The sequence below is a fragment of the Caballeronia sp. ATUFL_F2_KS9A genome, from assembly GCF_023630765.1.
GTDB lineage: Bacteria > Pseudomonadota > Gammaproteobacteria > Burkholderiales > Burkholderiaceae > Caballeronia > Caballeronia zhejiangensis.
Window position 1 is genome coordinate 19,657 of sequence record NZ_JALQEK010000036.1, and the last position, 26,637, is coordinate 46,293.

Annotated in this window: 30 protein-coding genes; 13 read left to right on the forward strand and 17 right to left on the reverse strand. The window is 65.3% G+C overall.

Features of this window, described 5'->3' with window-relative positions; genetic code table 11:
• Positions 1 to 3: 3 nt before the first annotated feature.
• The 3 genes from NCS67_RS24340 to NCS67_RS24350 all read left to right on the forward strand — a co-directional run bounded on the left by NCS67_RS24340 (position 4) and on the right by NCS67_RS24350 (position 2,301).
• A complete protein-coding gene (locus tag NCS67_RS24340; protein ID WP_250436969.1) occupies positions 4 to 681 on the forward strand; it encodes a glutathione S-transferase family protein in 678 nt (225 codons plus the stop codon).
• A gap of 123 nt (positions 682 to 804) precedes the next feature.
• On the forward strand, positions 805 to 987 hold the full coding sequence (locus NCS67_RS24345) for a hypothetical protein (RefSeq protein WP_175982079.1): 183 nt from the start codon (positions 805 to 807) through the stop codon (positions 985 to 987).
• A gap of 270 nt (positions 988 to 1,257) precedes the next feature.
• On the forward strand, positions 1,258 to 2,301 hold the full coding sequence (locus NCS67_RS24350) for a PDDEXK nuclease domain-containing protein (RefSeq protein WP_250436970.1): 1,044 nt from the start codon (positions 1,258 to 1,260) through the stop codon (positions 2,299 to 2,301).
• Positions 2,302 to 2,484: 183 nt separating this feature from the next.
• Here NCS67_RS24350 and NCS67_RS24355 read toward each other — a convergent pair whose 3' ends face one another.
• The 3 genes from NCS67_RS24355 to NCS67_RS24365 form a co-directional block, all read right to left on the reverse strand.
• Positions 2,485 to 2,802: a c-type cytochrome gene (locus NCS67_RS24355; RefSeq protein WP_008347185.1), complete on the reverse strand. Its 318-nt coding sequence runs from the start codon at positions 2,800 to 2,802 to the stop codon at positions 2,485 to 2,487.
• Positions 2,799 to 4,067, reverse strand: a complete 1,269-nt coding sequence (locus NCS67_RS24360; RefSeq protein ID WP_250436971.1) for a PQQ-dependent sugar dehydrogenase — start codon at positions 4,065 to 4,067, stop codon at positions 2,799 to 2,801. Before NCS67_RS24360 ends, NCS67_RS24355 begins: the two co-directional genes overlap by 4 nt.
• Positions 4,068 to 4,298: 231 nt before the next feature.
• A complete protein-coding gene (locus NCS67_RS24365) occupies positions 4,299 to 5,057 on the reverse strand; it encodes a hypothetical protein (protein ID WP_250436972.1) in 759 nt (252 codons plus the stop codon).
• Between the two features lie 181 nt (positions 5,058 to 5,238).
• Here NCS67_RS24365 and NCS67_RS24370 point away from each other — a divergent pair, with 181 nt between their 5' ends.
• The 4 genes from NCS67_RS24370 (at position 5,239) to NCS67_RS24385 (ending at position 8,272) form a co-directional block, all read left to right on the forward strand.
• Positions 5,239 to 5,715: an outer membrane lipoprotein gene (locus tag NCS67_RS24370; RefSeq protein ID WP_175982076.1), complete on the forward strand. Its 477-nt coding sequence runs from the start codon at positions 5,239 to 5,241 to the stop codon at positions 5,713 to 5,715.
• A 54-nt stretch (positions 5,716 to 5,769) separates the two neighbouring features.
• A complete protein-coding gene (locus NCS67_RS24375) occupies positions 5,770 to 6,963 on the forward strand; it encodes a polysaccharide pyruvyl transferase family protein (protein WP_250436973.1) in 1,194 nt (397 codons plus the stop codon).
• A gap of 162 nt (positions 6,964 to 7,125) precedes the next feature.
• Positions 7,126 to 7,512, forward strand: a complete 387-nt coding sequence (locus NCS67_RS24380) for a potassium channel family protein (protein ID WP_175982074.1) — start codon at positions 7,126 to 7,128, stop codon at positions 7,510 to 7,512.
• Positions 7,513 to 7,570: 58 nt separating this feature from the next.
• On the forward strand, positions 7,571 to 8,272 hold the full coding sequence (locus NCS67_RS24385; RefSeq protein WP_250436975.1) for an SDR family NAD(P)-dependent oxidoreductase: 702 nt from the start codon (positions 7,571 to 7,573) through the stop codon (positions 8,270 to 8,272).
• 4 nt (positions 8,273 to 8,276) lie between these two features.
• Here the strand turns inward: NCS67_RS24385 and NCS67_RS24390 are convergent, their stop codons facing one another.
• The 11 genes from NCS67_RS24390 to NCS67_RS24440 form a co-directional block, all read right to left on the reverse strand.
• Positions 8,277 to 9,320, reverse strand: coding sequence for a sensor domain-containing diguanylate cyclase (locus NCS67_RS24390; RefSeq protein WP_008347198.1), 1,044 nt, complete (start codon positions 9,318 to 9,320; stop codon positions 8,277 to 8,279).
• A 209-nt stretch (positions 9,321 to 9,529) separates the two neighbouring features.
• Positions 9,530 to 10,741 carry an SAM-dependent methyltransferase gene (locus tag NCS67_RS24395; protein WP_250436976.1) on the reverse strand — a complete coding sequence of 404 codons (1,212 nt, stop codon included), beginning with the start codon at positions 10,739 to 10,741 and terminating at the stop codon, positions 9,530 to 9,532.
• The gene (locus tag NCS67_RS24400; RefSeq protein WP_250436977.1) at positions 10,738 to 11,508 is read right to left on the reverse strand and encodes a DUF1365 domain-containing protein; all 771 of its coding nucleotides are present in this window, start codon (positions 11,506 to 11,508) and stop codon (positions 10,738 to 10,740) included. Before NCS67_RS24400 ends, NCS67_RS24395 begins: the two co-directional genes overlap by 4 nt.
• Positions 11,493 to 12,794, reverse strand: a complete 1,302-nt coding sequence (locus tag NCS67_RS24405) for an NAD(P)/FAD-dependent oxidoreductase (RefSeq protein WP_250436978.1) — start codon at positions 12,792 to 12,794, stop codon at positions 11,493 to 11,495. Before NCS67_RS24405 ends, NCS67_RS24400 begins: the two co-directional genes overlap by 16 nt.
• A gap of 120 nt (positions 12,795 to 12,914) precedes the next feature.
• A complete protein-coding gene (locus NCS67_RS24410; protein WP_250436979.1) occupies positions 12,915 to 13,520 on the reverse strand; it encodes a lipocalin family protein in 606 nt (201 codons plus the stop codon).
• Positions 13,517 to 14,638 (reverse strand): SAM-dependent methyltransferase, encoded by a 1,122-nt coding sequence (locus NCS67_RS24415; RefSeq protein WP_250436980.1) that lies wholly within the window; start codon positions 14,636 to 14,638, stop codon positions 13,517 to 13,519. The genes NCS67_RS24410 and NCS67_RS24415 overlap by 4 nt, the downstream gene beginning before the upstream one ends.
• A 19-nt stretch (positions 14,639 to 14,657) precedes the next feature.
• Positions 14,658 to 15,437: a DUF1295 domain-containing protein gene (locus NCS67_RS24420; RefSeq protein WP_034472218.1), complete on the reverse strand. Its 780-nt coding sequence runs from the start codon at positions 15,435 to 15,437 to the stop codon at positions 14,658 to 14,660.
• 110 nt (positions 15,438 to 15,547) lie between these two features.
• On the reverse strand, positions 15,548 to 16,273 hold the full coding sequence (locus tag NCS67_RS24425) for an anti-sigma factor (protein ID WP_008347214.1): 726 nt from the start codon (positions 16,271 to 16,273) through the stop codon (positions 15,548 to 15,550).
• Positions 16,270 to 16,842 (reverse strand): sigma-70 family RNA polymerase sigma factor, encoded by a 573-nt coding sequence (locus NCS67_RS24430; RefSeq protein WP_008347216.1) that lies wholly within the window; start codon positions 16,840 to 16,842, stop codon positions 16,270 to 16,272. The genes NCS67_RS24425 and NCS67_RS24430 overlap by 4 nt, the downstream gene beginning before the upstream one ends.
• 30 nt (positions 16,843 to 16,872) lie before the next feature.
• Complete coding sequence (locus tag NCS67_RS24435) at positions 16,873 to 17,313, reverse strand: SET domain-containing protein (protein ID WP_008347218.1); 441 nt, start codon at positions 17,311 to 17,313, stop codon at positions 16,873 to 16,875.
• A gap of 296 nt (positions 17,314 to 17,609) precedes the next feature.
• Complete coding sequence (locus NCS67_RS24440; RefSeq protein ID WP_250436982.1) at positions 17,610 to 18,863, reverse strand: MFS transporter; 1,254 nt, start codon at positions 18,861 to 18,863, stop codon at positions 17,610 to 17,612.
• A 131-nt stretch (positions 18,864 to 18,994) separates the two neighbouring features.
• On the opposite strand from NCS67_RS24440, the gene NCS67_RS24445 reads away from it, so the two are divergent.
• On the forward strand, positions 18,995 to 19,867 hold the full coding sequence (locus tag NCS67_RS24445) for a LysR family transcriptional regulator (RefSeq protein WP_008347225.1): 873 nt from the start codon (positions 18,995 to 18,997) through the stop codon (positions 19,865 to 19,867).
• A 1-nt stretch (position 19,868) separates the two neighbouring features.
• Here NCS67_RS24445 and NCS67_RS24450 read toward each other — a convergent pair whose 3' ends face one another.
• Entirely contained in the window at positions 19,869 to 20,147 is a 279-nt protein-coding gene (locus tag NCS67_RS24450; protein WP_008347227.1) for a hypothetical protein, read from the reverse strand.
• A 97-nt stretch (positions 20,148 to 20,244) separates the two neighbouring features.
• Between NCS67_RS24450 and NCS67_RS24455 the strand changes: the two genes are divergently transcribed.
• On the forward strand, positions 20,245 to 21,633 hold the full coding sequence (locus tag NCS67_RS24455) for an FAD-binding oxidoreductase (protein WP_250436985.1): 1,389 nt from the start codon (positions 20,245 to 20,247) through the stop codon (positions 21,631 to 21,633).
• Here the strand turns inward: NCS67_RS24455 and NCS67_RS24460 are convergent.
• Positions 21,630 to 22,685, reverse strand: coding sequence for a DMT family transporter (locus NCS67_RS24460; protein ID WP_175982066.1), 1,056 nt, complete (start codon positions 22,683 to 22,685; stop codon positions 21,630 to 21,632). The genes NCS67_RS24455 and NCS67_RS24460 overlap by 4 nt on opposite strands.
• A gap of 138 nt (positions 22,686 to 22,823) precedes the next feature.
• On the opposite strand from NCS67_RS24460, the gene NCS67_RS24465 reads away from it, so the two are divergent.
• Positions 22,824 to 23,099 carry a hypothetical protein gene (locus NCS67_RS24465; RefSeq protein WP_250436986.1) on the forward strand — a complete coding sequence of 92 codons (276 nt, stop codon included), beginning with the start codon at positions 22,824 to 22,826 and terminating at the stop codon, positions 23,097 to 23,099.
• Between the two features lie 67 nt (positions 23,100 to 23,166).
• Positions 23,167 to 23,505, forward strand: coding sequence for a cupin domain-containing protein (locus tag NCS67_RS24470; RefSeq protein WP_008347234.1), 339 nt, complete (start codon positions 23,167 to 23,169; stop codon positions 23,503 to 23,505).
• Here the strand turns inward: NCS67_RS24470 and NCS67_RS24475 are convergent.
• The gene (locus NCS67_RS24475; RefSeq protein WP_175982065.1) at positions 23,502 to 24,404 is read right to left on the reverse strand and encodes a LysR family transcriptional regulator; all 903 of its coding nucleotides are present in this window, start codon (positions 24,402 to 24,404) and stop codon (positions 23,502 to 23,504) included. The two genes, NCS67_RS24470 and NCS67_RS24475, sit on opposite strands and share 4 nt — an antisense overlap.
• Positions 24,405 to 24,522: 118 nt before the next feature.
• Between NCS67_RS24475 and NCS67_RS24480 the strand changes: the two genes are divergently transcribed.
• Positions 24,523 to 25,464, forward strand: a complete 942-nt coding sequence (locus NCS67_RS24480; protein WP_250436987.1) for a hydroxymethylglutaryl-CoA lyase — start codon at positions 24,523 to 24,525, stop codon at positions 25,462 to 25,464.
• Positions 25,465 to 25,471: 7 nt separating this feature from the next.
• Positions 25,472 to 26,620: a CaiB/BaiF CoA transferase family protein gene (locus tag NCS67_RS24485; RefSeq protein ID WP_008347241.1), complete on the forward strand. Its 1,149-nt coding sequence runs from the start codon at positions 25,472 to 25,474 to the stop codon at positions 26,618 to 26,620.
• Positions 26,621 to 26,637 lie beyond the last annotated feature (17 nt).

Below are 26,637 nucleotides of genomic sequence, written 5' to 3' on the forward strand. Positions count from 1 at the left end.
GACGTGATTACGCTGCATCACTGCGTGAGCGCGCGCTCGTTCCGGCCGCTGTGGGCGCTGGAAGAAATCGGCTTGCCGTATGAACTGAAGATGCTGCCGTTTCCGCCGCGCGTGTTCGCGCGCGGTTTCAAGGACGTGAATCCGCTCGGCACGATTCCGGCGCTCACCGACGATGCGGACGACGCGCTTTTCATGACCGAATCGTCGGCGATCTGCCAGTATCTGGCGGCGCGCTATTCGCCGGGCGCGCTCGATGTCGCGCCGCACGAGGCCGATTTCGGCCGTTATCTCAACTTCGTGCATTTCGGCGAAGCGACGCTCACGTTTCCGCAGACGCTCGTGCTTCGCTACGCGCATCTGGAGCCGCCGGAGCGTCTGCAGCCGCAGATCGTCGAGGATTACGCGCGGTGGTTCCACGCGCGTCTGCGCACGCTCGCGCCGCTGCTCGACGCGCAGCCGTATCTGTGCGCGGGGCGTTTCACGGCGGCGGACATTTCCGTCGGCTACGCGCTGATGCTCGCGGAATTGCTGGGGCAGAGCGCGCACTTCGCGCCATCGATCGCGGAATACTGGCGGCGTCTGCGCGAACGCGAAGGCTTCGTCCGCGCGCTCGAGGCGCAGGAAGCCGCGGCGCTCGCGCAAGGCGTATCGACGACGGCGTCGCCACTGCTGCGTCCGTAGTTACCCTCCTTCACGTCCCCCCGTCCGTAGGGCTGTGCGAAGCGCCACGCAGCCGTACTCTTCACATCACGCGCTGACGTTCACGCGCGCCGATTCAGAGAGTCTTACTTGACGAGGTTGGCGATGATCGTTCTTTCCTGGTTCCTGTCGGTTGTCCTTGCGCTGCTCGCGACGGCCACCATTGCGATGGCGCTGCCGACATCCCCCGCGGACGAACTGAACGCCACCGCGCCGCAATCGATTTTCAGCATCGAGATGAATCGCTTCGACGCGGTGCTCGCGTCGTGCATGCCGAATGCCGACTGAAGACGACGACGACGACGGCGGCGCGCGCGGGGCGCGTCGTTGGGCGGCGGAAGTAAGTGTTGTCGAATCAATGCGTTGCAGCAAAATCTGAAACGATATCCACAGGCTTGTGCCCAGTTTCTGTGGACAACATAAAGCATCGAGGCCGAAGAGCCTGGGAAGATAACCCCAAGCCAGGCGCCACGGGCGCGTCAGGAGACCAACCGACGCAGCAGCAGAATCCGCCGATAATGACGGTTCCACGACAACCGGCGTCGAACCAGGAACCGCATGACCGCCAATCTTCCCAACATCTGGGACGACGATTACCGGCGCTGGCTCGCCGAACTGAAACTGCGTGTCGAGCGCGCGCGCCAGCGGGCGGCGGCCAGCGCGAACCGGGAGCTCGTCACGCTGTACTGGCAGATCGGCCGCGATATTCTCGATCGTCAGCGGCGACAGGGCTGGGGCGCGGGCGTCATCGATCAGCTCGCGCGCGATCTGAAATCGGCGTTTCCCGACATGCGCGGCTTTTCACCGCGCAATCTGAAATACATGCGCGCGCTCGCGCAGGCGTGGCCGGACGAGGCATTCGTGCAGCAGCCTGCTGCACAATTGCCGTGGTTCCATCTCTGCACGCTGCTCGACAAGCTCAAGAATCAGGACGATCGAAGCTGGTACGCGGCGAAGGCGCTGGAGCACGGCTGGTCGCGCCAGATTCTCGTGATGCAGATCGAAACCGCCGCGCACACGCGCAGCGGCAGCGCGATCACCAATTTCGACGAGCGCCTGCCGCCGCCGCAATCCGATCTGGCGCGCGACGCGCTCAAGGATCCATACATCTTCGATTTCCTCGGACTCGCCGAAAACGCGCAGGAACGCGATATCGAACAGGCGCTCACCCAGCACATCACACGCTTTCTGCTGGAGCTGGGCGCAGGCTTCGCGTTCGTCGGACGGCAGTATCGGCTGGATGTGGGCGGCGACGAGTTCTTCATCGATCTGCTGTTCTATCACCTGAAGCTGCGCTGCTACGTGGTGGTCGAACTGAAGACGACGCCGTTCAAGCCCGAATACGCCGGCCAGCTCAATTTCTACCTCTCCGCTGTCGATGCGCAACTGAAGGCGCCCGACGATCAGCCGACGATCGGGCTTTTGCTGTGCAAGGAGAAGAACCGGCTGGTCGCCGAATATGCACTGCGCGGCGTCGCGAAGCCGATGGGCGTCGCCGAATATCAGCTGCTGCGTGAAGTTCCGGCATCGCTGGAGACGACCCTGCCTTCGATCGACCAGATCGAGGCCGAATTGCGCGGCGACATGCCAGACGAGCGGTGAAGCGGCCAGAAAATTAGGCCAAAAAAAAGCCCGCTTCAGTTGAGCGGGCTTGAATCCACATCGGTTGAGACATGGAGGAGACAGGTGTTAGTATAAACCCTTAAGCCGCCACGTCAACACCTAAAACAAAAAAAATCGCAATCGGTAATCGACCGCAGCAAATTTGCAACACATCGGCGGCGGTCACTGCTTGCCGAGGCTGTGATAGTAGGCGGCCAGATTGGCGACGTCCGCGTCGGACAAGGTTTTCGCCATCATCGACATCATTTCGTTCTTGCGCTCGCCCGTGCGGAAATCGTTGAGCGCCTTCACGAGATATTCCTCCGTCTGCCCGGCGAGATTGGGCGCTTCCGGCAGTTTCGACATTCCGTCGATGCCATGACACGCCGCGCACGCCGTCGCCTTCGCGCGCCCGGCTTTGATGTCGCCGGCGGCGAACGACGCGGAAGCGCCCGCCGCCAGAACGCCCGCGAGCACCGCCGCCGTCAGCGCGACCCTCATTTGGCCCCCGAATACGAAATGCGATAGATCGCGCCCGCGTAGTCATCGGAGACGAGCATCGAGCCGTCTTGCAGCATCTGCACGTCGGCGGGACGGCCCATGTACTCACCGCTGCTCGTCAGCCAGCCTTCCGCGAAGACTTCCGCCTCGCCTGCGGTGCCGTCGTCCTTGATCGGCGTGAACATGATGCGCGCGCCGATCGGCTTCGTGCGGTTCCACGAGCCGTGCTCCGCAACGAAGATGCCGCCCTGATACTTCTGCGGGAACATCTTCCCGTTGTAGAACGACATGCCGAGATCGGCGGCATGCGCGGCGAACTCGACCTGCGGAAACACGAGACCCGCCGGCGGATTCTGGTCCTTGTATTCCACCGTTCGCACCTTGCCGCCGCCGTACCACGGAAAGCCGAAGTTCTCGCCGCCCTTGGTCGCGCGATTCAGCTCGCCCGGCGGGGTGTCGTCGCCCATGCCGTCGACCTGGTTATCGGTGAACCAGAGCGTCTTGTCCTTCGGATTGAAATCGAGACCGACCGAATTGCGCACGCCGTGCGCGTAGACTTCGCGGTTCTTGCCGTCCTGATCCAGACGGATGATGCCCGCGAGCCCATTCCTGTCGAGTTCGGCGAGCTTGTCTTTCGGCGGCACGTTCCACGGCTGGCCGAGCGCGATGTACAGCTTCTTGTCCGGCCCGACGCGGCAGTAGCGCGCGCCGTGATTGAAGCTTTCGAACTGCGTCGGGATCAGCTTGCCCTGCGGGACGACGACCGCCGCGGCGACATCCGGTCCGCCTTCGCCGAAGAACTGCGCCGCCGGGAAGCCGAGCACGCGGTTCTGCTCGACCACGTAGAGCACGCCGTCCGGCGAGAAGCAGACGCCATTGGGCACCTTGAACGTCACCGACGACGCGAACTGCACGACATCGCTCGCTACGCGTTGCTTGGTCCGGTCAGTCACCTGCCACACGCGATTTTTGCGGCTGCCGACGAACACGACGCCCGTCGAAGGCTCGATCGTCATCGCGCGGGCCTCGGGCACGACGGCGTATAGCTCGATTTTGAAGCCGGGCGGCAATTTGATCTGCTCGAGATTCTTGCGCAGCGCATCGGCCGTCTGGCCAGCTTGCGGAATGGCTTCCGGCGGTGCGGCATTGCCCGTCTGCCGGAAATTCGAAAGCGCGTTGATGTTGTCCTGCGCGGCGTTCGCGTGCGGCACGCAGGCGATCATCGCGCCGACGGCCAACGGCAAAAGCTTGAACGTTGCGTTCATCCGGTTTGTCTCCTGTTGTTGTTAATAACCGGAGCGGACGTTTCGGTGGCGCCGTCCGGTTCCATGCAAAGCAAAAGGTGCTCTCGGAATTGCACTGAACAAAACACGGCCACTTCCGCCGACGCGCGCATCGCACGACGCTTCGGCAATGAAAACAATCTTAGGATAGAAATCGCTTAAGTAAGCAGCGGATGACTAAGTTTCGCTGCGGCGCGCGGTTGCATGCGGCATCTATTTCCGGCCGTCGAAGAGAAAGACGTCGGTGCGGTCCGGGCTCGGCAACGCGACGAGTAGACGCGCGCCGTCGAGCACCGCGTGACCGGTCACGGTCGTATCGGGAAGCGGGCAGGGCGCGGGGCCGAAGGTCACGGAGACGTCATAGGCGTTCGCGCCTTGGTGCGGCGCCGTCGTGCCTTTGAAGATGCAGCCGGATGTCGTCGTGCCGGCGAGATAGCCGTCGCCCGCGACCGTGATGCGCGTCTGCGTCGTTCCGCCGAGCGACATGCCGCGTCCGCTGTACAGGCCGCCCGCGTTGGCGCGGCTCGGCGCGATGTCGAGCATCGGCGCGGCGTTGGCGGAAAACGCGAGCCCAGCGCCGCCGTCCTTGTTCGCGACAGTTCCGTCGACGGCGGGCGCGCGCGCGAAGTTCACGCTGAAAACGGCCGCCGACGCAGGCGCCTTGCCCACGCGATAGTCGAATGCGGCGTCGCTGATGAAGCGGCCATCGCCCGATTGCTTGCCGTTCTTCGCGACCGCGACGCCCGCGAGTCCCGCGCCGCCCGCGCTTGCGTAGAAGAGATAGGCGGTGCCGTCGAAAAGCATGAGAAGCGTGGCTTGCGCCGTGCTGCCCGTGAGCGAGCCTTTGTAGACGCCGCCCGAAGGTAGCGTCGTCGTAACGGCGCCGGGCGGCGGCGCGGAGTTGGAACCGCCGGTGGAACATGCAGCGAGAGCGATGGCGCAAACCACGAAGGGAATTGCGTTTCTTGTCATTCTGCACTCCGGTCGCGAGCGATGAGAGTCCTGTATAAGCGCTTCAATCATGCAGGTCAAGCGCGTCGCGCCGGCTCATTCAACGCTCATTCGGCCTCTTTACGATGCTTTGCATGGCAACGCGATACGCGAAACGCGAGCCGAAACCAACAAGACATCGTCCGATCTGAGGAGCAAGAACATGAACAAGTCGACTATCGCGGTCTGCGCTTTGGCCGTCGCCTGCACGGTGGGCATGAGCGGTTGCGCATCGATGGGAAGTTCCGCCGACATCTACGACAGCATGCAGACGCAACACGAGGAAACGGTGCGTATGGCGACCGTCGAAAGCGTGCGCGGCGTGACGATCGAGAACAACGACGGCCATCCGGCTCCGTTCGGCGCGATCGGTGGCGGCCTGCTCGGCGCGGTGGCGGGCAGCGCGGTCGGAGAAGGACACGGCTCGCTGCTTGCCGGCGTGATCGGCGGCATTGCGGGCGCGGTCGCGGGCGATCAAATTCAAGATCATCTCGAACGGCAGAAGGGACTCGAAATCACCGTGCGTCTCGACAACGGCGATTTGCGCGCGATCACCCAGGCCGCCGATGGCCAGATGTTCTACGCCGGCCAGCGCGTGCGTTTGCTGTCGAGCGGCGGCATCACGCGCGTGACGGCCTGATCGTGTGAACGAAGTGTGAACATGCAGAATGAGCGGATCGTGAGGTGCGTTCGGATGGGAAGCAATCGGCGGATCATCGTGTTCGGCGCGTTCGACCGGCATAACTTCGGCGACATGTTGTTCGCGCATGTCGTCGCGGCCTTGCTCGCTGAACGCCGTCCGAACGTCGAACCGATATTCGCCGGATGCGCGCGGCGCGAACTGCGCGCGCACGGCGGCCACGGCGTCGCCGCGCTTTCGCAACTGGCCGCGCGCTGGCGCGACGAGCCCGTCGTGGTGATCCACGCGGGCGGCGAGTTGCTGACGTGCGACGCGTGGGAAGCCGCCGTGATGCTGAAGCATCCCGACGAAGCGCAAGCCTGCATCGCCCGATACGAGTCGCGCGCGGCGGATCGAAACGCGTGGGCGCGCGCCGAACTCGGCATGGACGCGCTCGCGCCGTACGTCATCGGCCGCGAGATGTTTCCGCGAGCGGCGTCGATTTCCTTCGATGCGATCGGCGGCGCGACGCTCGACGCCCGCGATGCCGCGTTTCAGGCCGAAGTGCTGGCCAAGCTCCGTTCAGCCGATGACATCAGCGTCCGAGACACGCACACGCAAGCCTTCCTGAAGCGCGCGGGAATCGACGCGCGCCTCGTCCCCGATCCGGCATCGACGGTCGCCGAGCTTTTCGACGCGCGCATCCGGACGCGCGCCGGCGCATGCCGCGCGTTCCCGCGCGGTTATCTGGCCGTCCAGTTCAGCGCGGATTTCGGCGACGACGCGACGCTCGCGCAAATCGCGCATCAACTGGATCTGATCGGCGCATCGACGGGACTGGGCATCGCGCTGTTTCGCGCGGGCGCGGCGCCGTGGCACGACGACATCGCGGTCTACGAGCGCATGGCGGCGCGTATGCGCCATCCGTCGGTGACGATCTTCGATTCGCTCGACGTCTGGGACATCTGCGCGCTGATCGCGAAAAGCGACGGTTACGCGGGCAGCAGCCTGCATGGCCGGATCGTCGCGATGGCGTACGGCTTGCCGCGCGTGAATATCGCGCACGCGGACGCGGCCAAGCAGCGCGCGTACGCCTCGACGTGGGAGATCGCGGGCGCGCCGGGTGTGGTGAGCATCGCCGAATTGCACGCCGCCATGCACGAAGCGCGGGCGATGGATCGCGCGGCGCTTCGCGAGACGGCATCGGCGCTCGCGAAGGCGCATCGGGCGGGATTCGAGCGTGTCGCGCGATCGGCGCTCGGGCCATGAAGACGCGAAATCCGGATACGACCTGACGGCCGCCGAAAGCGGCGCGAAGGCTTCCGGAAAGGCGAGATCGGCGCTGGCTGAATAACGCGCCCGGGTGCTTCGGGCCGATGCGGGCGAAGGTAGGATGACGGCTTTCGTTCACGCGCCGCAGGTCCATTCCGAATGAATAGCATCACGAAACTCTTCAAGGTCGAAACGATCAATTCACGCGAGGTGACGGTCGAGTTCATCCGCGCGCTCTGGCATTTGCGCTCGCTGCTCGGCACGCTGCTGATGGCGTTCTTCGCGCTCTGCGCGGCGATGTTCTGGCTCGGCGCGCCCGTCGAAACCGCGACGCACGCGCGCGTTTCGTTCGGCGCAACCGTCTATTACTGCGGCGTGACGGCGCTGACCATCGGATACGGCGATGTCGTCGCGACGACGGGCATCGGGCGAGCCTTGTCGATGTTGCTGGGCTTGTATGGCGTGCTCGTCACCGGCACGACGACGGCGGTGGCCGTGTTCGCGGTCCAGCGCGCGGTGAAACGCGATGCGCGACACGCGCCCTGAAGATCGCCGCGTTCCGTCCTATGCTTCATCAGGCGCTATCGAAGGGAGCGACAACGTCATGAACAGCCTCGAAGGAAAGATCGTCGCCATCACGGGCGGCTTCGGCAGTCTCGGACTCGCGACGGCGCGCGTGCTCGCGCAACGCGGCGCGCGGGTCGCGCTGATCGGCCACGGCGCGGCGTCGGAAGCGTTGCCCGCGCCGCTCGGCGACGCGTGCATCGTGACCGGCATCGATCTGACGGATGCGAAATCGGCGCAACAAGCCATCGATACGGTCGTTCAGCGGACGGGCGGCCTCGATGCGCTCGTGAACGTCGCCGGCGCATTCGCCTGGGAAACGGTCGCGGACGGCAGCGCCGACACCTGGCAAGCGATGTTCGATGTCAACGTGAAGACCGCGCTCAACGCATCGAAGGCCGCGCTCGCGCAACTGGGCGCGAAGGAAGGCGGGCGCATCGTCAATGTGGGCGCGCTCGCGGCGATGAAAGCGGGCATGGGGATGGGCGCTTACGCGGCATCGAAGGCCGCGCTGTTGCGCCTGACCGAAGCGCTCGCCGAAGAGTTGAAGGACACGGGCGTGACGGTGAACGCGGTGTTGCCGTCGATCATCGATACCGCGCCGAATCGCCGCGACATGCCCGACGCCGATTTCTCCCGCTGGGTGCGGCCCGAAGCGCTCGGCGCGGTGATCGCGTTCCTGCTTTCGCCGGATGCGCAATGCATCACGGGCGCGGCGGTTCCGGTGACGGGACGCGTCTGACGTTTCAGCGCGACTGCGCCTTGAAGCCTTCGCCCTGCATGCCCGCGCGATCCACCGCCGCAATGCGGTTGCGGCCGTTGTCCTTCGCCTGATACAACTGCGCGTCGGTCAGATTGATGAACGCCGTCACGTCCATGCGCTCGCCCGGAACGACGGTGCCCACGCCGAAGCTCGCCGTCACTCGCTGATCGTGCGGCGAGCGCACGTGCGCAATCGCTTCCTCGGCGATCAGCGCGCGGCAACGCTCCGCGACGCGTATCGCGGATTCGGCGTCGGTATCGGCGAGAATCAGCGCGAATTCCTCGCCGCCGAACCGGCCGAGAAAGTGCTGCGGACCCGCCGCCTCGCCGAGCACGCGCGCAATGCGCTTCAGACACTCGTCGCCCTGAACGTGGCCGTAGTAATCGTTGTACGACTTGAAGAAGTCGATATCGATCATCACGAGCGACAGCGGCTTGCCCGAATCCTTCGCGGCATGCCATTCGCGCGCCATCACGTCGTCGAAGCGGCGGCGATTGCCGACGCCCGTCAGGCTGTCGCTGAACGACAGGCGTTCCAGTTCGCGCTGCATCTGCGCGAGCTTTTCTTCGGTGCGCTTGCGTTCGCTGATATCGAACATGAAGCCGATCAGCGCCTCGACCTCGCCTTTCTCGTTGCGCTCGACGTGCACGACATCGCGCAGCCACACGTAGCCGCCGTCGCGGGTGAGCGCGCGGTAATCCGCTTCGTGATCCGTGCCCGCCTTCGATTGAGAGACGCAGAAGTTGACGACTGCTTCGCGGTCGTCGGGATGCATGCGCTCGGCCCAGTCGTTGACCGTTTTCCACGACGACGGCGCCCAGCCGAGCAAGGCCTCGATCTGCGGGCCGATGTAGGCGAATTCCATCGTCGCCCAGTCGATCTTCCACGGAATCGCCTTGGTCGATTCGAGCAGCGTGCGATAGACGGCGTGATCGTCCTCGCCGAGCGCGCGCTCGGGCGGCGCGAGTGTGTCTTCGTGCCGCAGGAAAGCGGCCTGGAGCGAACTGTCGGATGGGGCGCGATTCATCGTGTGCGGTGGCGGCGATGCCTGGTGGACGTGTGCGTGTGTTATCGGCAACGTCCGCCGATTCTGAAGTCGCGCGTGAGGTTTCGGACTTTACTGGTGGGAAGTGCGCGCGCAGTCGCCTATGCTCGCCGGGTAGCTGCAACGCTACAAGGTGGTCTCGTACCTTTGCCCCGACAGGGTCGGGGCTTTTTTTCGCCCGATCGACGTCCTCACCCCTCCCCCCACACCACAAAGTGCATGACATCGGTGCGCGCCTCGTCGAAGCCCGCTTCGCAATAAGCCAGATACAGCCGCCACGTCCGCACGAAGGCTTCATCGAATCCTTGCGCGCGGACTGCATCGGCGTGCATCTCGAACGCGTCTCGCCAACACCTCAGCGTCCTTGCGTAATCCGCGCCGAACGAAAGCGTCGCGCGTGCATCGAGTCCCGCGCGCCGCGCCGCGCGTGCGAAGCGCTCCGGGCTCGGCAGCATGCCGCCCGGAAAGATCGTCTCGCGGATGAAGTCACTGGACGCGCGATACGCGGCAAAGCGCGCATCGTCGATGGTGATCGACTGCACGAGCGCCTTCGCGCCCGGCGCGAGACAGCGGCGCAGCACGCGGAAATACGCCGGCCAGAACCGTTCGCCCACGGCTTCGAACATTTCGATCGACACCACCGCGTCGTACTGTCCATACACATCGCGATAGTCGCGCAGTTCGATATCGACAAGCCCGCTCAAACCTTCGCGCGCCACGCGTTCCACGGCGAACGCATGTTGCGCGGTCGAAACGGTCACGCCGTGCACGCGTATGCCAAGACGCGCCGCGTGCCGCGCGAAGGCGCCCCAGCCGCAGCCGATCTCCAGCACGCGCATCCCCGCCGTGAGTCCGAGCGTATCGACGATGCGCCGATACTTCCGTGCCTGCGCCGCTTCGAGCGGAAGACCGGCGTCGCCATCGAACCATGCGCTCGAATACGTCCACGTCGGATCGAGCCAGAGCCCGTAGAACGCGTTGCCGATGTCGTAATGCGCGTGAATGTTGCGGCGGCTCCCCGCGCGCGTGTTCAGGCGCAGACGATGCCGCACGTTGTGCCAGCACCGCGCGACAAAGCCGCCCGCGACCGTGCGCGCGAGCGCCGTCTCGTTGCGGATCGCGAGCCGCAGCAGGGCGCACGGATCGGGCGTATCGAGCCATTTCGCCCGATACGCCCGCGCGAAGCCGATGTCGCCCGCGCGCAGAATCGCCCGGCACGCGCGCCAGTCGCGGATGAAAAGAAGCGCGGCTGGTTGCATCAGCGGATCGCCGAACACAGAGCGCCCGCCATCCGGCATGACGAGCACGAGATGTCCGACGCTGATGCGACGCAGAAGGCCGAGAAAGATCCGCGCGGACATCGGCATCGCCGATGTCGCGGAGAAAGATCGCAGCAGGTTCATGGTCGCGTCTCGTCCCTCGTCGGTGGATGCTTGCCGTAAAAAGGCACGCGCTTCATCCACAGCCGCAGCGCCTGCCAGTGAATGCGCGCAATGACGCCCGCGGCGAAGAGCGGCGCGCACAAGAGCGTGCGACACGCGAGCGCGCCGGTGAGCGGCCGCGCGACGAGACCGATCGCGGTGCGCAGCAGCAGCCCGTCGCGGTCGCGATAATCGATCGAGATGCTCAAGCGGTCGCCACGCTGCCGCACGCGAAACGCGTAGTCGCCGGCGACATCGCAAAAGGGCGAAACGTGCAGCGTCTTGCGGCAGACGAGCACGGTGTCTTCGACGATCGGCGCATGATCCTGCGCGCTCAGCAAATAGCCGCGATGCTCGCCGAAGGTGTTGCGCACATCGGCGTAAAGCGCGCGCAACGCGCCTGCGCGGTCATGACAGAACCAGAAGCTCACCGGATTGAACGCGTAGCCGAAGACGCGCGGAATCGTCAGAAGATGGATTTCGCCGTCGGCGGGAATGCGCGACTGCGCGAGGCACGCGCGCATCCATAGATCGAGATCGCAGTGTTCGCGCGGGCCGTAATCGCATCGAAACAGCGCGAGCGGCCGAATGCGGTCGATGCCGAACCACGCACAGCGCAACGCGTCGAGACGCGCGACGTCGCAACGCACGTAGCGCACCGGATACTCGAAGCGATGCCGCGCCGGGCGCAGCCGCTCGTGCATCACGCGGCCCGTCAGCCATTGCGCCGTCTTCATGGTCGCGCCCATGCCGGCTGGACGCCGAAATCGCGCGCGACGCGCAACGCCGATTTCAGGCCGTCTTCGTGAAAGCCGTAGCCGGTCCACGCGCCCGCGTGCCACGTCCGGCGCACGCCCTGAATGCGCGGCAGACGCGCCTGAGCATCGATGGCGGCGAGATCGAAGAGCGGATGTTCGTATTCGTAGCGGCCGAGTTGCGTGCGAGGCGCGGGTTCATCGACGGGATTGAGCGTGACGATGACCGGCGTCCTGTAAGGAAGCGGCTGAAGCTGATCGAGCAGATAGCTCACGCAGACGGGCGCGGCCGCGTCGCGCGCAAGCGCCGCACGCGCGCCGATGTAGTTCCAGGCCGACCACACGCGGCGGCGGCGCGGCAAGAGCGCGCAATCCGTATGCAGCACCGCGACGTTGCGCTGATACCGCACGGCGCCGAGCACTGCGCGCTCATCGGCGGATGCGTCGTCGATGAGGCGCAGGCTCGTCGGTGCGTGCGTCGCGAGCACGACGGCATCGAAGCGCTCGGGACCGGCATCGTCGGTCATCACGGTGACGCCGTTGTCGTCGCGGCGCACGCCTCGCACGGGCGCGCGCGTGCGTACGTCGTCGAGCGTGGCCGCGATGCGCCGCACATACTCGCGCGCGCCGCCCGCGACGGTCTTCCACGGCGGCCGGCCGTTCACCTGCAATAGCGCGTGATTGAGACAGAAGCGCAGGAACGTGGCGGCGGGAAAGCGCAGGATGTCGTGCGCGGCGCTCGACCAGATCGCCGCGGCCATCGGCAGAAGATAGTGGCGCTGAAACGGCGCGCCGTATCCGCCCTCGACGAGCAGTTCGCCGACCGAGCAGCGCGTCGCACTCACGCGTTCGAGCTGCCTATGAGCCGATGCATTGAAGCGCAGAATGTCGCCCAGCATGCCGATGAACGACGGCGAGAAGAGATTGCGCCGCTGCGCGAACACGGTGTTGAGGTTTGTGCCCGCCCATTCGAAGCGTCCGCCGTCGAGCGAAACGGAAAACGTCATGTCGCTGCGATGCGCCGCGACGCCGAGTTCATCGAACAGCGCGATGAGATTGGGATACGTTCGGTCGTTGAACACGAGAAAGCCCGTATCGACGGGATGCTGCACGCCGTCGAGCGCGACATCGACGGTATGCGTATGGCCGCCGAGATAATCGGCGGCTTCGAAAAGCGTCACGCGATGCGCGCGCGAGAGCAGATACGCGCTCGCGAGACCGGCGATCCCCGCGCCGATCACCGCGATGCGCTGCTGTCTTTCTTTTGTCGATGATTCCATGACGGGCGGTCTCCTCGCGCCAAAAGGTCTCCTCGCGCCGCGTGGACGTGGCTGTTCCAGACGAGTGCGAGATCAAATACGAGAAAGACGCGCGCGCGGATGCACGCGCGCCGCGCTGCTTCAGTCGCGCTGACCGGGACTTTGAAATCCCGGCTGACCGATCTGCTCCGGCGATTGCGGCACGCGGCTAAAACGCGCGGTGTCGTAGCCCATCGCGTCGAGGCGCGCGAGCATCGAGCGATAGATGTCGTCGCTCATCGCCGGCTCGCGCGAGAAGATCCAGCCGAGCTTTCTGTTCGGATAGCCGAGGATCGTGTAGCGATAATCCGGATCGACGTAGAGCGTGAGTTGCGTCACGCGTATCGGCCAGAAGAGTTGCACGCTCCATTCGCCGCCGTTGCTGCCGGGCTTCACGGTATCGACGAAACGATGCGTCGTTTCCTCTTGCTCGAAGCCGTTCTTGCGGCCGAAAAAGACGTCGTCGATTTTTCCGTCCGCGCGCAGCGACCATTCGACATGCGTGCCGACGAAATCGCGTTCCGCGAAGTACGGAATATTCGCGATGACATACCAGCGCCCCATGTAGCGCGGCACGTCCACGGCAACGGTTTCGAGCGGTCGGTTCGCTCGCGGATTCGGATTCGGCGGACTCGAACAGCTCGCCACCGCCACGACGACGCCGGCCGCCACCAGCGCCACGACGAGCGCCCGCTTCGTGTTTGTCATGGCATCACCTTTATCGGACGCTTCTCGAACAGATAGTGCGCGACGCCCCATTCGCGGCCGCGCGCGTAGCCGAACAACTCGGCCACCGCCATGTAGAACATGCGCCAGCGCTGAAACCAGATGGCGGCCGCATCGCCATAGACGTCGCGCAGCATCGGCATGACGCGATCGCGAGCGGCATCGAGATTCGCGAGCCATTGATTCGCCGTGCGCGCGTAGTGCGTGCCGTTCATCCACCACTGACGCGTGACGCGCAAATCGTCCTGAAAGTGCAGCAGCAAGGACGCGGATGGCATCGTGCCGCCGGTGAAGAAATAGCGCGACATCCAGTCGCCGCCGTCGCGCGATGTGAAGTGATACGCAAGCGTCGCGTGCGCGAAGTGGTGGACAAAAAGTCGTCCATCATCGGCGAGCCAGCGCGCGATCTTCGCGAGCAACAGGCCGTAATGCTTCATGTGCTCGAACATTTCGATCGACAGAATGCGATCGAACGGCGTCTCGTCGTGCGCGAAATCGAAATCGACGACATCGCCCGTCACGACGCGCAAGTTGCGAAGGCCGCGCTGCCGCGCCCGCGCTTCGATGAACGCGCGTTGCCCGCCCGAATTAGACAGCGCGACGATTTGTGCGCGCGGATAACGCTCCGCCATCCACAGGGCGAGCGAGCCCCAGCCGCAGCCGAGATCGAGGATGCGTTGACCATCGGCGAGTTGCGCGCGCTCGGCATAGCGTTCGAGCATCGCGAGTTCGGCTTGCGCGAGCGTTTCGTCGCCGCGCGGGTACAGACCGCACGAGTACTTCAGGCGCGGGCCGAGGTGCGCTTCGAAGAACGCATCGGGCAGCTCGTAATGCTGCGCGTTGGCGGCGTGCGTATCGATCGCGATCGGGCTCGCGCGCAGTTCGTTCAGAAAGCGCTCGAACGCCTGCGTGCGTTGCGCGTTGTCGTTCGCATATTCGTCGATGAGACGCTGACGGATCAGCAGGCGCATGCCGGCGCGCACGAGCGCATCAGGCACGAGGCCGCGCTCGCACGCGCGAATGATGCGGCTTTCGTCGAGCGCGGGCATGTCGGCGGGTGCGGCGGGCGCGGATGAGGTATCGCGGGCGGTGATGTTCATCGGCGTGTCCTTGCTTTGTTCATGCGCGTTTACGCGGCCACGGAATCAGCGCGCTCGTCGTTCGCATGTAGTCGCGATAGCCGTCGCGCGTATCGGCGAGATGCGCTTCGAGAATCGGAATGCCCGATACCTTCAGCAGCAGCCACGCCATCAGCACGGGCGGCGCGAGCGTCGCCCAGCCCCACGGCATGCCGATCGAGAGCACCGCGTACGCGAGCCAATGCACGCATTCGAAGAAGTAATTCGGATGGCGCGAATAGCGCCACCAGCCATCGCGGCACACTTTTCCGCGATGCGCGGGATCGGCGGCGAAGCGCTTGAGTTGACGATCGGCCGCCGCTTCGCCCGCGACCGCGACGATCCACACGGCGGCGAATCCCGCGATGCACAGCGGACTCGCCGCCTCGCGCGCATAGGCGGGCACGAAGAACGCGATGGCAAGCAGCATCGAAATGAACGCCTGCAACTGGAAGAAGCCGAGCATGTTGCGCGCGGCGTGTTCGCCCCAGCGTTCGCGAAACGCGCGATAGCGCGTGTCTTCCGGCTTGCCGCGATTGCGCCGCCACAGATGCCGCGCGAGCCGCGCGCTCCAGAGCCCGCCGCCCGCCGCGACGCATACGCGATTGACCGTCGCGCCGGTCCCGCACGCGGCGATGACGAGCGCGGCCGCGCCGAGCGAAGCGGCCCAGAGCGGATCGACCATGCCCGCGTTTTCCGTGCGCAACTGCCAGAGCCACGCGGCGAAAAAGACCAGCACGAATCCGCTGACGACGACGAGCACGGTGACGATGAAAGGCATGGCGGCTCCGCGAACAGGCGTTCACCGAGTCATACGGATGCCGAGTGCGATTGGATGCAGCGAACGAAAGATGGACGTTCGCTGTGCGAGAGTCGCGATGCGATCGATCGTCAGGTCGAACGCATCTGGCCGGTTGCGAGCACGGGTCCGGTCGGGGCGCCCGTCGGCGAGCCGCCGGGGGGTTCGTCGGATACGGCGAGCACGGCCTGCGCGCTGAGTTGCGCGACGATCTCGGGCGGCAGCGTCATCGTCGCGGGACGATCGGGCGGGAAGACGCCGAGGGCAATCGGCTTCGCGTTCGGCGGAATCAGCCACAGTTCCGTCGCGCGATTCGCGGGGATCGTGACGTGCGACGCGGGCACGACGACCATGCGCGCGCGCCGCACATCGACGGTCGCGGTCCAGTGCACGACGCCGTCCTTGCGCGCGATCGACGCGACCATGTACTCGCCGGAGACGGCTGCCGTCGTCGGCGTTTGCGGGGCTTGCCGCAGCAAGGTGAAGGTCACGCCGAGCAGGACGAGCGCGGCGACGCTCGCGCCGATCGTCAGCCAGCGCCACACGTTCAGGCTGTCGCGCCAGCGTTCGCGTTTCGGCTGCGGCGCGATGAATCCCAGATCGCGGCGGATGCGCGTCCACACGCGCGGCGGCGGCGCGATCGCGCGGACATCGTCGGCGAGCGGGGCAAGACGTCGCTGCCAGTCATCGAGCGTGTGCCGCAACGCGGGATCGCGCGACACGTCCGCTTCGAGCGCTGCGCGTTCGTGCGCGTCGAGCACGCCGAGCGCATATTCGGCGCAGCGCAGATCGTCGTCGTCGCGAGCGGGCGTGTTCATTGTTCGAGGCAGGTCTTGAGCTGCATCAGGCTGCGGCGAATCCAGCTTTTCATCGTGCCGAGCGGCACGGCGAGCCTTTGCGCCAGTTCGTTGTACGTCGCGCCGGTGAAGAACGCCTCGCGGATCGCGCTCTTCTGCTGCGGCTCCAGCCGGTCGAGACACGATTCGAGCCGCCGCCGTTCCTCGCTCGATTCCGCCGCGGCCGCGGGCGTGGGCGCTTCGTCGGCGATGTCGGGCGCATCGCCTTCGCCAAGCAGTTCTTCGCGATGCTGACGCATGCGGTCGATCGTGCGATTGCGCCCGAGCGCGACGAGCCATGTCATCGCGCTGCCGCGTGCCGGATCGAAGGTATCCGCGCGACGCCAGGCCGTGGCGAACACTTCCTGCAGCAGGTCTTCGGCTTCGCCGCGATCGCGGATCATGCGCACGATCACGCCGAACACCCGCGCCGATGTCGCGCGATACAACTCGGCGAACGCCTGTTCGTCGCCCTTCGCGACGTTCGTGAGCATCTCGTCGATGCGCTCGCGGGGCAGGCGTTCGATATCGCCGGAGTAGGTGTCCGTCATGTGCAGGTCAGGTGTCTCGCGGTGCAATCCCTACTTGTGCGAAAGCATCGTTCCACGGCAACCCGACGCGAGACACCGGCACGCATAGAGCCGCTTGAGCGCCGCGGTGCGCCGGCCATCGACGGTCAGGCAATAGTCGATGAACAACTCCTGGCCTTTGCCGATCGGCCGGATCGCGCGGATGAACACGCGCTCGCCGTCCTGCTCCGCTTCGCAGTTCGGCGCGCAACTATGATTGAGCCAGCGCGCGGAATTGCCGCCGCGCGCGCCGTCGATGACCGTGCCGTCATCGAGACCGAAGAGGAAGGTATGACCCTCTTCCGCGTTCGATTTCGCGTGCATGCGCTGCGCCTCCTTCCACGACAGGCGCAGACCCTTGTATTCGAGCAGCAGCGCGCCCGTGGGAAGGTCGGCGAGAGCGAAAACGCCCCGGCCATGAACGGGCGATGTCCGGACAGTGATTCGACGCATGGTGTGGCGGGCCGCAGTGAGGAGGTTGAATATTTGAGTGCAGGCGTGAGCATCGTTATGATGTGGCCGTCATAAATCGTTGTCACGTCCATGCCCGCAGTTTCTCCCCGCAAGAGCAGGAAGCGCAAGCCATTACGCGGCTCGCTTGCGCGATATCGCAACCGGATCGTCGAAGTTCTCGGGGAGGCGCGCGGCCAGCGCGTGATGATACGGTCGATTCATGAAGACGGCGTGGAGCGGCGCACCGCCGTGAAATGGATCAACCTGCTCCCGCTCGAAACGGAGTTGTTCTAGCGCTACCGGATGTCGCGCTTCTGAACGATGCGGCTCACCACCACGAGACAAACCGCGAGCAACACGCCGACATAGCCCACGACGGCCAGCCATCCGCCGTGCTGCCAGAAAGATCCGCCAATCGATCCGAGCACGCTCGACCCGACGTAGTAAGCGAGCAGATAGAGCGATGCCGCGTGACCCTTGGCACTGCCGGCGAGTTGCCCGACCCATCCGCTCGCGACCGAATGCGTGACGAAGAAGCCGATCGTCACGAGCACGATGCCGACGATGATCGTCACGAGCGCGCCCGAAAGCGTCAGCGCGAGACCCAGAGCGAACAGCACGACACCGCTGACGAGAACCGGCGCTCGTCCGAACCTGTCGGCAAGCGCGCCCGCCGTCGACGACGACACCATCCCGAACAGATACGCGCCGAAGATCAGGCCGCATGCGGTCGCGCTCAGGTTGAACGGCGGCGCGACAAGACGGAATCCCGCGTAGTTGTACACGGTCACGAACGCACCCATCGCGAGAAAGCCGATGGCGAACACGAGCGGCAGAAGTCCGTGAAGCAATTGCGCTTTCCACAGCTGAAAATGATGCCGAAGCGTGAGATCGGTGCGTTTGACGAAACGCCGTGACGGCGGCAGCAGCATCACGAATGCGATGGCCGCGATCAGATCGATGACGCTGATCGTCCACATCGCCGTGCGCCACGAGAAATATTCCTCGAGCGCGCTCATGCCGATCCGCCCGATCATGCCGCCGAAAGCCGTGCCGCCGACGTAAAGGCCCATCGCGAAGCCGAGCCCTTCGGCTGCGATTTCTTCGGCGAGATACGCCATGGCGACGGCGGGCACGCCGCCAAGCGCGAAGCCTTCGAGCGCGCGCCATACGAGCATCGCGTCCCAGTTCGATGCGCTCGCCGCCAGCAGATTGAACACGGCCGCCGATGTCATCGATGCGAACATCAGCCCGCGCCGCCCGACGCGCTCGGACAACGCGCCTGCGCACAGAATGGACACCGCGAGAAATCCGGTCGAAACCGACAGCGACAGCGAACTCGCCGCCGCGCCGATATGAAACTCGCGCGCGAACGCCGGAAGCAGCGGCTGGACGCAATAGAGCAGCGAAAACGTCGAGAAGCCCGCGAGAAAGAGCGCGAGCGCGATGCGCCGATACGCGGCCGAAGCAGGAGAAATGCCGCTGGGAAGCGGGCGCGTCGCGGCGGTGCGTTCGTGGGTCGCCGACGGTGAAATCGAAGGGGAGGACATGGGCGTCGCCGGTTGAGAAGTAACCGGATTCATTCTTGCCAATGCGCGCTCATATGTCCAATATATGAAAGTATGCCCGGCGATATGTTTTAACACTGGCTCGATCGTGTTCATGCAAAAGGAAAAAGAAAATGGAGCTTCGGCATCTGCGTTATTTCCTGGCCGTGGCCGAAACCGCGAATTTCACGAAGGCCGCCGAGATGCTCGGCATCGGCCAGCCGCCTCTTTCCCAGCAAGTGAAAGCGCTGGAGCAGGAACTCGATGTCGTGTTGTTCAAGCGCACCGCGCGCGGCGCGGAACTGACGCTGGCCGGACGCGTGTTCGCCGACGAAGCGCGCCGCGTGCTCGACGACGCGCAACGCGCAGCGCGAGCGGCCCAACGCGCGGCGCGGGGTGAAACCGGACATTTGCGCGTCGGGTTCACGGGCACGGCGGCGTTCAACGAGCGCGTGTCGGCGCTGATCCGCAAATTTCGCGAAGCGTATCCCGATGCGGAACTGACGCTGCACGAAGCCGCTTCCGGCGTGCTGCTGGACGAGATCGAAGCGGGGCAGCTCGATGTCGCCATCGTTCGTCCGGAGCGTCGCGTCGCGGACGTCGTGCAGCAGCATGACTGGGACGACGAGCCGATGTTCGTCGCCTTGCCTGTCGGTCATCGGCTGGCTTCGCGCCGGCGCATCGAGTTGGCGGAACTGATCGACGAACCCTTCGTGCAAGTGCCGCGCGCGGCGGGCGGCACGCTGTTCGACGACATCGTCGCCGCATGCGCCGCGGCGGGTTTCGAGCCGCGTCTCGCGCAACCCGCGCCGCAGATGGCGTCGGCGGTGACGCTCGTGGCGGCGGGGCTCGGCATATCGATCGTGCCGAAGGCGATCACGCAGGTGCGCGTCGCGGGCGTCGTCTACCGTCCGATCGTCGCGCGAGGCTTGCGCGCGCGGCTCGCGCTGGCGTCGCGGCGCGACGATCCATCGGCGGTGGTGCGCAATTTCCTCGCGCTTGCGTAGTTCAGTTCGTCAACAGTCCGCGCGCCTGTTCGAGCAACGCGGCGGCGGCGAGAAATTCCTTGCGGCCCGCCATCGTGAGCGCGGCGATCGCCGTGTCCTTGAAAAGCTCGTCGTTCGACGTGACGAGCGCGCCCGCTTCCCCGATTCGTCCCTGACGCAGCCGATAAAACGCCAGCATCTCGAACGCCTGCGCGCGCCGATCTTTATCCGCGCCCGACGCAACCAGTTGCGCCGCGCCGACCAGTTGTGCCAGCGCGCTTTCGTAGTCTGCCCGTTCCATCGTCGCGTTTCTCCCGAATCGTTGCCAATAATTCTCGCGCGTTTTGGTTCAAACTATCGCATCCGATACCGAACCGAAACAACGAAGGAGACGACGCATGGCAGTAAGCGAAGCAGTGATGGCATTGCGTGAAGCGCTCGGCGCACAGGTCGTGGCGCTGCCCGACGAATTCGGCGACCGGCGCGTCGCCGACTGGAGCGGCATGCCCGGCGCGACGCCGCTCGCGATCATCCGTCCGCGCGATACGAATGAAGTCGCGCAGGCGCTCGCCATCTGCTCGGCGCACAAGCAGCCGGTCGTCACGCAAGGCGGATTGACCGGACTCGTCGGCGGCGCGAATCTGCTCGGCGGCGAAGTGAGCCTGAGTCTCGACCGCATGAACCGCATCGTCGAGATCGACGCAATCTCGGGGACGATGACCGTCGAAGCCGGCACGCCGCTGCAAGTCGTGCAGGAAGCGGCGAGCGCGGCGGGCTTCTACTTTCCGCTCGATCTCGGCGCGCGCGGCAGTTGTTCCATCGGCGGCAATCTCGCGACGAACGCGGGCGGCAACCGCGTCATCAAGTACGGGATGATGCGCGATCAGGTGCTCGGCGTCGAAGCGGTGCTCGCGAGCGGCGAGATCGTCGGCGGGCTCAACAAGATGATCAAGAACAACAGCGGTTACGACTTGCGTCATCTTCTGATCGGCAGCGAAGGCACGCTCGCCGTCATCACGCGGGTCGTGCTGCGCTTGCGTCCAAAGCCCACGGCGACCGCGACCGCATGGTGCGGCCTGCCCGATTTCGCCGCGGTGACGACGCTGCTCACGCGCGCGCAGGCGAGCCTCGCGCCGGGCGTGTCCGCGTTCGAAGTGATGTGGGCCGGCTATCACGATACGGTCATCGCGAATCTGAAAAACCTGCGCGCGCCGCTCGCCGATGCGCATCCGTTCTACGTGCTGCTGGAAAGCGTCGGCACCGATCCCGCGCGGCACGGCGAAGCGTTCGAGGAATTTCTCGGCGGCATGCTCGAAGCGGGCATCGTGACGGACGCGGCCATTGCATCGAACGAAGCGCACGCGCGCGATTTCTGGGCGATCCGCGATGCGCCCGGCGAATACGATCGCTTCATCCCGAACTACGCGGCGTACGACGTGAGCTTTTCGATCGCGCAAGTCGGCGATGCGGCCGCGCAATGCGAAGCGCGTCTGCGCGCGCGCTGGCCGGGCGCCATCGTGATGACCTACGGCCATCTCGGCGACGGCAACATTCACATCGTCGTGGATATTCCCGGCCGGGGAAAGCAGGATCACGACGATGTCGATGCCGTCATTTACGACGTCACGCGCGAGTTCGAAGGATCGATTTCGGCGGAGCACGGCATCGGCGTGAAGAAGCGCGAATATCTTCATCTCGCGCGCCGCGCAGCCGATATCGCGGCGATGCGCGCGATCAAGGCATCGCTCGATCCGCACGGCCTGCTCAATCCCGGCAAGGTGTTCTAGCCGCGCTTGTGCGAATGCCGGTGGTGAATGTCGGGGAAGTGCGCGTGCGAGTGCGTGATCGGCAGATGCGCGTGCGGATGCGTGTGCGGTTCGTCGCCGGAATACGGAAAGTCGTGCGTATGCCGATGATGCTCGTCATGCACATGCCGATGCGTATGTTCCAGGCGCTCGTGCGTGTGCTCGTGCTCGTGCCGTTCGCGTACGTGCAGCCACACGCCGAGCGTCATCAGCGCGGCGGCGATCCAGAACGGCATGCCCGGCGTTTGCGGCCAGATCGCGAGGGAGAGCGCGACGCCGAACACCGGCGCGACCGAGAAGTACGCGCCGGTGCGCGCCGTTCCGAGATGCCGTAACGCGATCACGAACAGCACGAGGCTCACGCCGTAGCCGCCGAAGCCCGTCGCCATCGCGGCGATGACGATAGGCGGCGCGGGCAAGTGCGCGCCCATCGCGAATGCGATGCCGAGATTCGTCGCGCCCGCGACGAGCCCTTTCGCGCAGGCGATGACCATTGCGTCGGCGGTCGAGATCTTGCGCGTCAGATTGTTGTCGATGGCCCAGCACAGGCACGCCAGGGCGATCAGGATCGCGCCGGTCGTCGCATGGGCGGCGCCCGGTTCCCACGCGAGCACGACGCCGCCCGCGACGATCGCGGCCATGCCGAGAAACACGGATACATCGACGTTTTCCCGAAAGACGATCCACGCGATCGCCGCCGTCAGCACGCCTTCGAGATTGAGCAAGAGCGAGCTCGTCGCGGCGGGCGTGCTGGTCAGGCCGAGCATCAGCAAGGCCGGCCCCGCGACGCCGCCGAACGCGATCGCGCCGCACAGCCATGCGATTTCCCGAGCGCGCATGCCTTCGGTTTTTTCGCGCCAGATTCCGCGCGCGAGCAGAATCGCGCCGAGGCCGACGCCGCTGCCGAGATAGAACAGGCCCGCGACCATGAACGGCGGCATCGGGCCGAGCAGCGCTTTCGCGATGGGCGTGGTCGCGCCGAAGAGCGCGGCCGCGGTGAGGGCGACGAGAATCGCGGTGAATCGGCTTTGCATGAAGGGACCGTGGAACGCATCGTGACGTCTCGAAAGTGTAGTTCACATGGTCTGACGCCCGCCGCGCTCTCATTCTTTGCTCATTTTCGCCGCGCAGAATGCCTCCATCGACGAACAACGCAGCGCGGGAGACGAGAAATGAAGACGATCCGACATGTGATGGTGGGCGTGAAACTCCTTGGCCTCGTGACGGTGGCGCAGGCGCATCCGTTCATCGGCGTGGGCATTGTGGGCGGGCCGCTGTTCCCGGTCGCATCGAGCGCGCAGAGTGCGCCGCCGCTGCCGGTCGATGCGCACGCGACGGATTCCGGCCCCGCGCCGCTGCCGCCCGATGCGCCGCCGGTGCGGTACGCGCAACCGGCCATCGGCAATATCTCGGCGATCATGGGGCACGCGAACGCGGCAGGCGTGTGAATCGCGCTCACATGAAAGTCAAAACGATTCGTTTGTGCCGATTCGCGCGCGGCGTTAGCCTGAAACGATGAACAGCACAATCGACTACGCAGCCATCGCCGATGCCGCGCGCGATGGCTACATGAATCGCGTCATCGCAAACGTCAACGATCACGACGTCCATATCAGCGTGATGGACGCGCCGTATCGATGGCACTTTCATCCGAACTCCGACGAGACTTTCGTGGCGGTCGAAGGCACGCTCGTCATCGAGTTCGAGGAAGGCGCCGTCGAATTGCGCGCCGGGCAATTGCTGACCGTGCCCGCGGGCAAGCCGCATTGCACGCGCCCGGGCGGCGCGCGTTCGGTGAATCTGACGATCGAGAAAAAGGACACGCAAACCGTGTTCTGCGACGCGCCCGCCTAACGCGCCGCACGCGTTTCGAGATGCTCGACGAGCCGCCTCGCGGCCGGCTGCAAGGCCTCGAAGTCGCGAAAACATACGACGAAGCGGCGCTTCGCGAACGCATCGGAGAGCGGCACGGCTTCGATGCCGAGCGCCTGCCGATACGTTCCGGCGACTTCCATCGGCACGACGCTGATGCCGAGCCCCGCCGCGACGACGCGAAACGCCGCATCGAAACTCGACACGATCACGCGATACGACATCGACTTGCCCGCTTGCGCCGCCGCGCGCTGGAGCATCGTATGCACGGCGGTCGCGGGCGGCAGACCGACGTGCTCGAATTCCAGCGATTCCTCGAAGCTCACCGAACGCCGCTTCGCGAACGGATGATCCGCCGGCACCGCGAGCGCGAGCCGGTCGTGCCGATAAGCGCGATGTTGCAGCCCGTGCAGATCGACGCTGTCCCAGCACACGCCCACCGACGCCACGCCTTCGCGCAACTGCCGCACGAGATCGTTCGATAGCCGTTCTTCGACATCGACCTTGATGTTCTTGTTGGACGGCTCGCGCATGAACGACGCGATATCGTCGAGCAACGCTTCCGCAATCGCCGATGCCGACGCGCAAATGCTCACGCGCCCCATGAGACCGCCGCCGAACGCGGCGACGTCGTTGGCGATGCGTTCCATCGTGAACAGCACGCTGCGCGCGTGTTCGAGCAGCGCGATGCCCGCGGGCGTCGGTTCGACGCCGCGCCGCGAGCGCGACAACAACGGCACGCCGAGCGATGTTTCCAGTTGCGCGATGCGCTTGCTGATCGCGGATGGTTCGATATGCGCCTCGTGCGCCGCGCGCGCGATGTTCTGGTGCTCGCAGACCGTCACGAAGAGACGCAGCGTTTTCAGATCGATATCGCGCATGTGACTGGATTCCTCTGACGTTCCGAACGGGAAGCATGAGCTTTCCAAATTACCGCTTTTAGGCCATTTGCGGAATCTCTAAAGTCGAGACCATACACATAAGACCGGAGACAAAGCCATGCCCGCGTTCCCGCAGAACGCCGTAATCCGCGAAGTCGGCCTGCGCGACGGCCTGCAGAGCATTCGCACAATCGTGCCGACCGAACGCAAGATCGAATGGATCGGCGATGCCTACGCCGCCGGTCAGCGCGAAATCGAAGTCGGTTCGTTCGTGCCCGCGCGCCTTCTGCCGCAACTCGCCGATACCGCCGAACTCGTCGCCTACGCAACGACGCTGCCGGGCCTGCTGGTCTCGGTGCTCGTGCCGAATCTGAAAGGCGCGGAGCGCGCCATCGAAGCGCACGCCGATCTGATGCTCGTGCCGCTTTCCGCGAGCCGCGCGCACAGTCTCGCCAATCTGCGCAAGACGCCCGAGGAAGTCGTCGATGAAGTCGCGCGCATGCGTGCGGCGCGCGATGCGTCGGGCGCGAAGACGCTGATCGAGGGCGGCATCGGCACGGCGTTCGGCTGCACGATTCAGGGCCGCGTCGATCACGCCGATGTGCTGCGCTACATGCAGGCGCTGCTCGATGCGGGCGCGGACCGCGTGAGCATCGCCGATACGGTTGGATACGCCGGTCCGCGTGCGGTGCGCGAGCTCTTCGAGAAGGCGCGCGACATCGCCGGCGAGCGCTTCTGGTGCGGCCACTTTCACGACACGCGCGGCCTCGCGCTCGCCAATGTCTACGCCGCGCTCGAAACCGGCGTCGCGCGTTTCGATGCGACGCTCGCGGGCATCGGCGGCTGTCCGCATGCGCCGGGCGCGAGCGGCAACGCGTCGAGCGAAGACCTCGCGTTCATGCTCGCCGATATGGGCATCGAGACCGGCATCGATATTTCAGCGTTGCTGGACGTGGGCGCGAAACTCGCGCGCTGGCTCGACGGCGAAACGCTGCACGGCGCGCTCGCGCTCGCGGGCTTGCCGGTCAATCACGAATCGAAAACTGCAATCGAAGCCTGAGGACGTCATGAGTCATTCAACCCTGCCGCTCGAAGGCGTGCGCGTGATCGAGTTCACGCATATGGTGATGGGCCCGACCTGCGGCATGATCCTCGCGGATCTCGGCGCGGAAGTCATCAAGATCGAGCCGCCCGGCGGCGACAAGACGCGCAATCTGCCGGGTCTCGGCATCGGCTTCTTTCGCTCGTTCAATCGGAACAAGAAGAGCGTCGTCATCGACATCAACACGGAAGAAGGGCGTGACAGCGCGCTCGAACTGATCGGCGCATGCGATGTGCTGCTCGAAAATTTCCGCCCCGGCCTCATGACGAAGCTCGGTCTCGACTACGAAACCTTGTCGAAGGCGCATCCGAAACTGATCTACGTGTCGCACAAGGGCTTTTTGCCGGGGCCGTACGAGAAGCGTCTCGCGCTCGATGAAGTCGTGCAGATGATGGGCGGCCTCGCCTACATGACCGGTCCGGCGGGCAGGCCGCTGCGCGCGGGAACGTCGGTGAACGACATCATGGGCGGCATGTTCGGCGCGATCGGCGTGCTCGCCGCGCTGCGCGAACGCGATCTCACCGGACGCGGCCAGGAAGTGCAGAGCGCGCTCTTCGAGAACTGCGTGTTTCTCTCCGCGCAACACATGCAGCAATACGCGATGACGCGCGAAGCGCCGCCGCCGATGCCGTCGCGCGTATCGGCATGGAGCGTGTACGACGTATTCACGCTGGCCGAAGGCGAGCAGTTGTTCATCGGCGCGGTGAGCGACAAGCAATTCGTTACGCTTTGCGATGTGCTCGAACGTCCCGATCTCGCGCAGGCGCCCGAGTTCGCGACCAATGCGATGCGCGTCGCGGTGCGGCCGCAATTGCTCGCGCGGCTCGGCGAGATTCTCGCGGATCACCGCGCCCACGAGCTCGCGCCGAAGCTCGAAGCGGCCGGCATTCCCTACGCGCCGATCATGCGCCCCGAACAGTTGCTCGACGATCCGCATCTGAAAGCGAGCGGCGGACTCGTGCCGATGCAGACCGACGACGGCGGCACGACCGACGTGGTTTTGCTCCCGCTCACGATGGGCGGACGCCGCCCCGGCGTGCGGCAGCCGCTCGCGCGCGTCGGCGAGCACACGGACGAAGTGCTCGGGCAACTGACGAAACGCGTCACGGCATGAGGCATTGCGACAGGCGC

Bases quoted from the DNA above. Each gene is read 5' to 3' on its own strand.
- NCS67_RS24345 (WP_175982079.1), top strand. From the start codon at position 805: ATGATCGTTCTTTCCTGGTTCCTGTCGGTTGTCCTTGCGCTGCTCGCG.
- NCS67_RS24350 (WP_250436970.1), top strand. From the start codon at position 1,258: ATGACCGCCAATCTTCCCAACATCTGGGACGACGATTACCGGCGCTGG.
- NCS67_RS24355 (WP_008347185.1), bottom strand. From the start codon at position 2,802: ATGAGGGTCGCGCTGACGGCGGCGGTGCTCGCGGGCGTTCTGGCGGCG.
- NCS67_RS24360 (WP_250436971.1), bottom strand. From the start codon at position 4,067: ATGAACGCAACGTTCAAGCTTTTGCCGTTGGCCGTCGGCGCGATGATC.
- NCS67_RS24365 (WP_250436972.1), bottom strand. From the start codon at position 5,057: ATGACAAGAAACGCAATTCCCTTCGTGGTTTGCGCCATCGCTCTCGCT.
- NCS67_RS24370 (WP_175982076.1), top strand. From the start codon at position 5,239: ATGAACAAGTCGACTATCGCGGTCTGCGCTTTGGCCGTCGCCTGCACG.
- NCS67_RS24375 (WP_250436973.1), top strand. From the start codon at position 5,770: ATGGGAAGCAATCGGCGGATCATCGTGTTCGGCGCGTTCGACCGGCAT.
- NCS67_RS24380 (WP_175982074.1), top strand. From the start codon at position 7,126: ATGAATAGCATCACGAAACTCTTCAAGGTCGAAACGATCAATTCACGC.
- NCS67_RS24385 (WP_250436975.1), top strand. From the start codon at position 7,571: ATGAACAGCCTCGAAGGAAAGATCGTCGCCATCACGGGCGGCTTCGGC.
- NCS67_RS24390 (WP_008347198.1), bottom strand. From the start codon at position 9,320: ATGAATCGCGCCCCATCCGACAGTTCGCTCCAGGCCGCTTTCCTGCGG.
- NCS67_RS24395 (WP_250436976.1), bottom strand. From the start codon at position 10,741: ATGAACCTGCTGCGATCTTTCTCCGCGACATCGGCGATGCCGATGTCC.
- NCS67_RS24400 (WP_250436977.1), bottom strand. From the start codon at position 11,508: ATGGGCGCGACCATGAAGACGGCGCAATGGCTGACGGGCCGCGTGATG.
- NCS67_RS24405 (WP_250436978.1), bottom strand. From the start codon at position 12,794: ATGGAATCATCGACAAAAGAAAGACAGCAGCGCATCGCGGTGATCGGC.
- NCS67_RS24410 (WP_250436979.1), bottom strand. From the start codon at position 13,520: ATGACAAACACGAAGCGGGCGCTCGTCGTGGCGCTGGTGGCGGCCGGC.
- NCS67_RS24415 (WP_250436980.1), bottom strand. From the start codon at position 14,638: ATGAACATCACCGCCCGCGATACCTCATCCGCGCCCGCCGCACCCGCC.
- NCS67_RS24420 (WP_034472218.1), bottom strand. From the start codon at position 15,437: ATGCCTTTCATCGTCACCGTGCTCGTCGTCGTCAGCGGATTCGTGCTG.
- NCS67_RS24425 (WP_008347214.1), bottom strand. From the start codon at position 16,273: ATGAACACGCCCGCTCGCGACGACGACGATCTGCGCTGCGCCGAATAT.
- NCS67_RS24430 (WP_008347216.1), bottom strand. From the start codon at position 16,842: ATGACGGACACCTACTCCGGCGATATCGAACGCCTGCCCCGCGAGCGC.
- NCS67_RS24435 (WP_008347218.1), bottom strand. From the start codon at position 17,313: ATGCGTCGAATCACTGTCCGGACATCGCCCGTTCATGGCCGGGGCGTT.
- NCS67_RS24440 (WP_250436982.1), bottom strand. From the start codon at position 18,863: ATGTCCTCCCCTTCGATTTCACCGTCGGCGACCCACGAACGCACCGCC.
- NCS67_RS24445 (WP_008347225.1), top strand. From the start codon at position 18,995: ATGGAGCTTCGGCATCTGCGTTATTTCCTGGCCGTGGCCGAAACCGCG.
- NCS67_RS24450 (WP_008347227.1), bottom strand. From the start codon at position 20,147: ATGGAACGGGCAGACTACGAAAGCGCGCTGGCACAACTGGTCGGCGCG.
- NCS67_RS24455 (WP_250436985.1), top strand. From the start codon at position 20,245: ATGGCAGTAAGCGAAGCAGTGATGGCATTGCGTGAAGCGCTCGGCGCA.
- NCS67_RS24460 (WP_175982066.1), bottom strand. From the start codon at position 22,685: ATGCAAAGCCGATTCACCGCGATTCTCGTCGCCCTCACCGCGGCCGCG.
- NCS67_RS24465 (WP_250436986.1), top strand. From the start codon at position 22,824: ATGAAGACGATCCGACATGTGATGGTGGGCGTGAAACTCCTTGGCCTC.
- NCS67_RS24470 (WP_008347234.1), top strand. From the start codon at position 23,167: ATGAACAGCACAATCGACTACGCAGCCATCGCCGATGCCGCGCGCGAT.
- NCS67_RS24475 (WP_175982065.1), bottom strand. From the start codon at position 24,404: ATGCGCGATATCGATCTGAAAACGCTGCGTCTCTTCGTGACGGTCTGC.
- NCS67_RS24480 (WP_250436987.1), top strand. From the start codon at position 24,523: ATGCCCGCGTTCCCGCAGAACGCCGTAATCCGCGAAGTCGGCCTGCGC.
- NCS67_RS24485 (WP_008347241.1), top strand. From the start codon at position 25,472: ATGAGTCATTCAACCCTGCCGCTCGAAGGCGTGCGCGTGATCGAGTTC.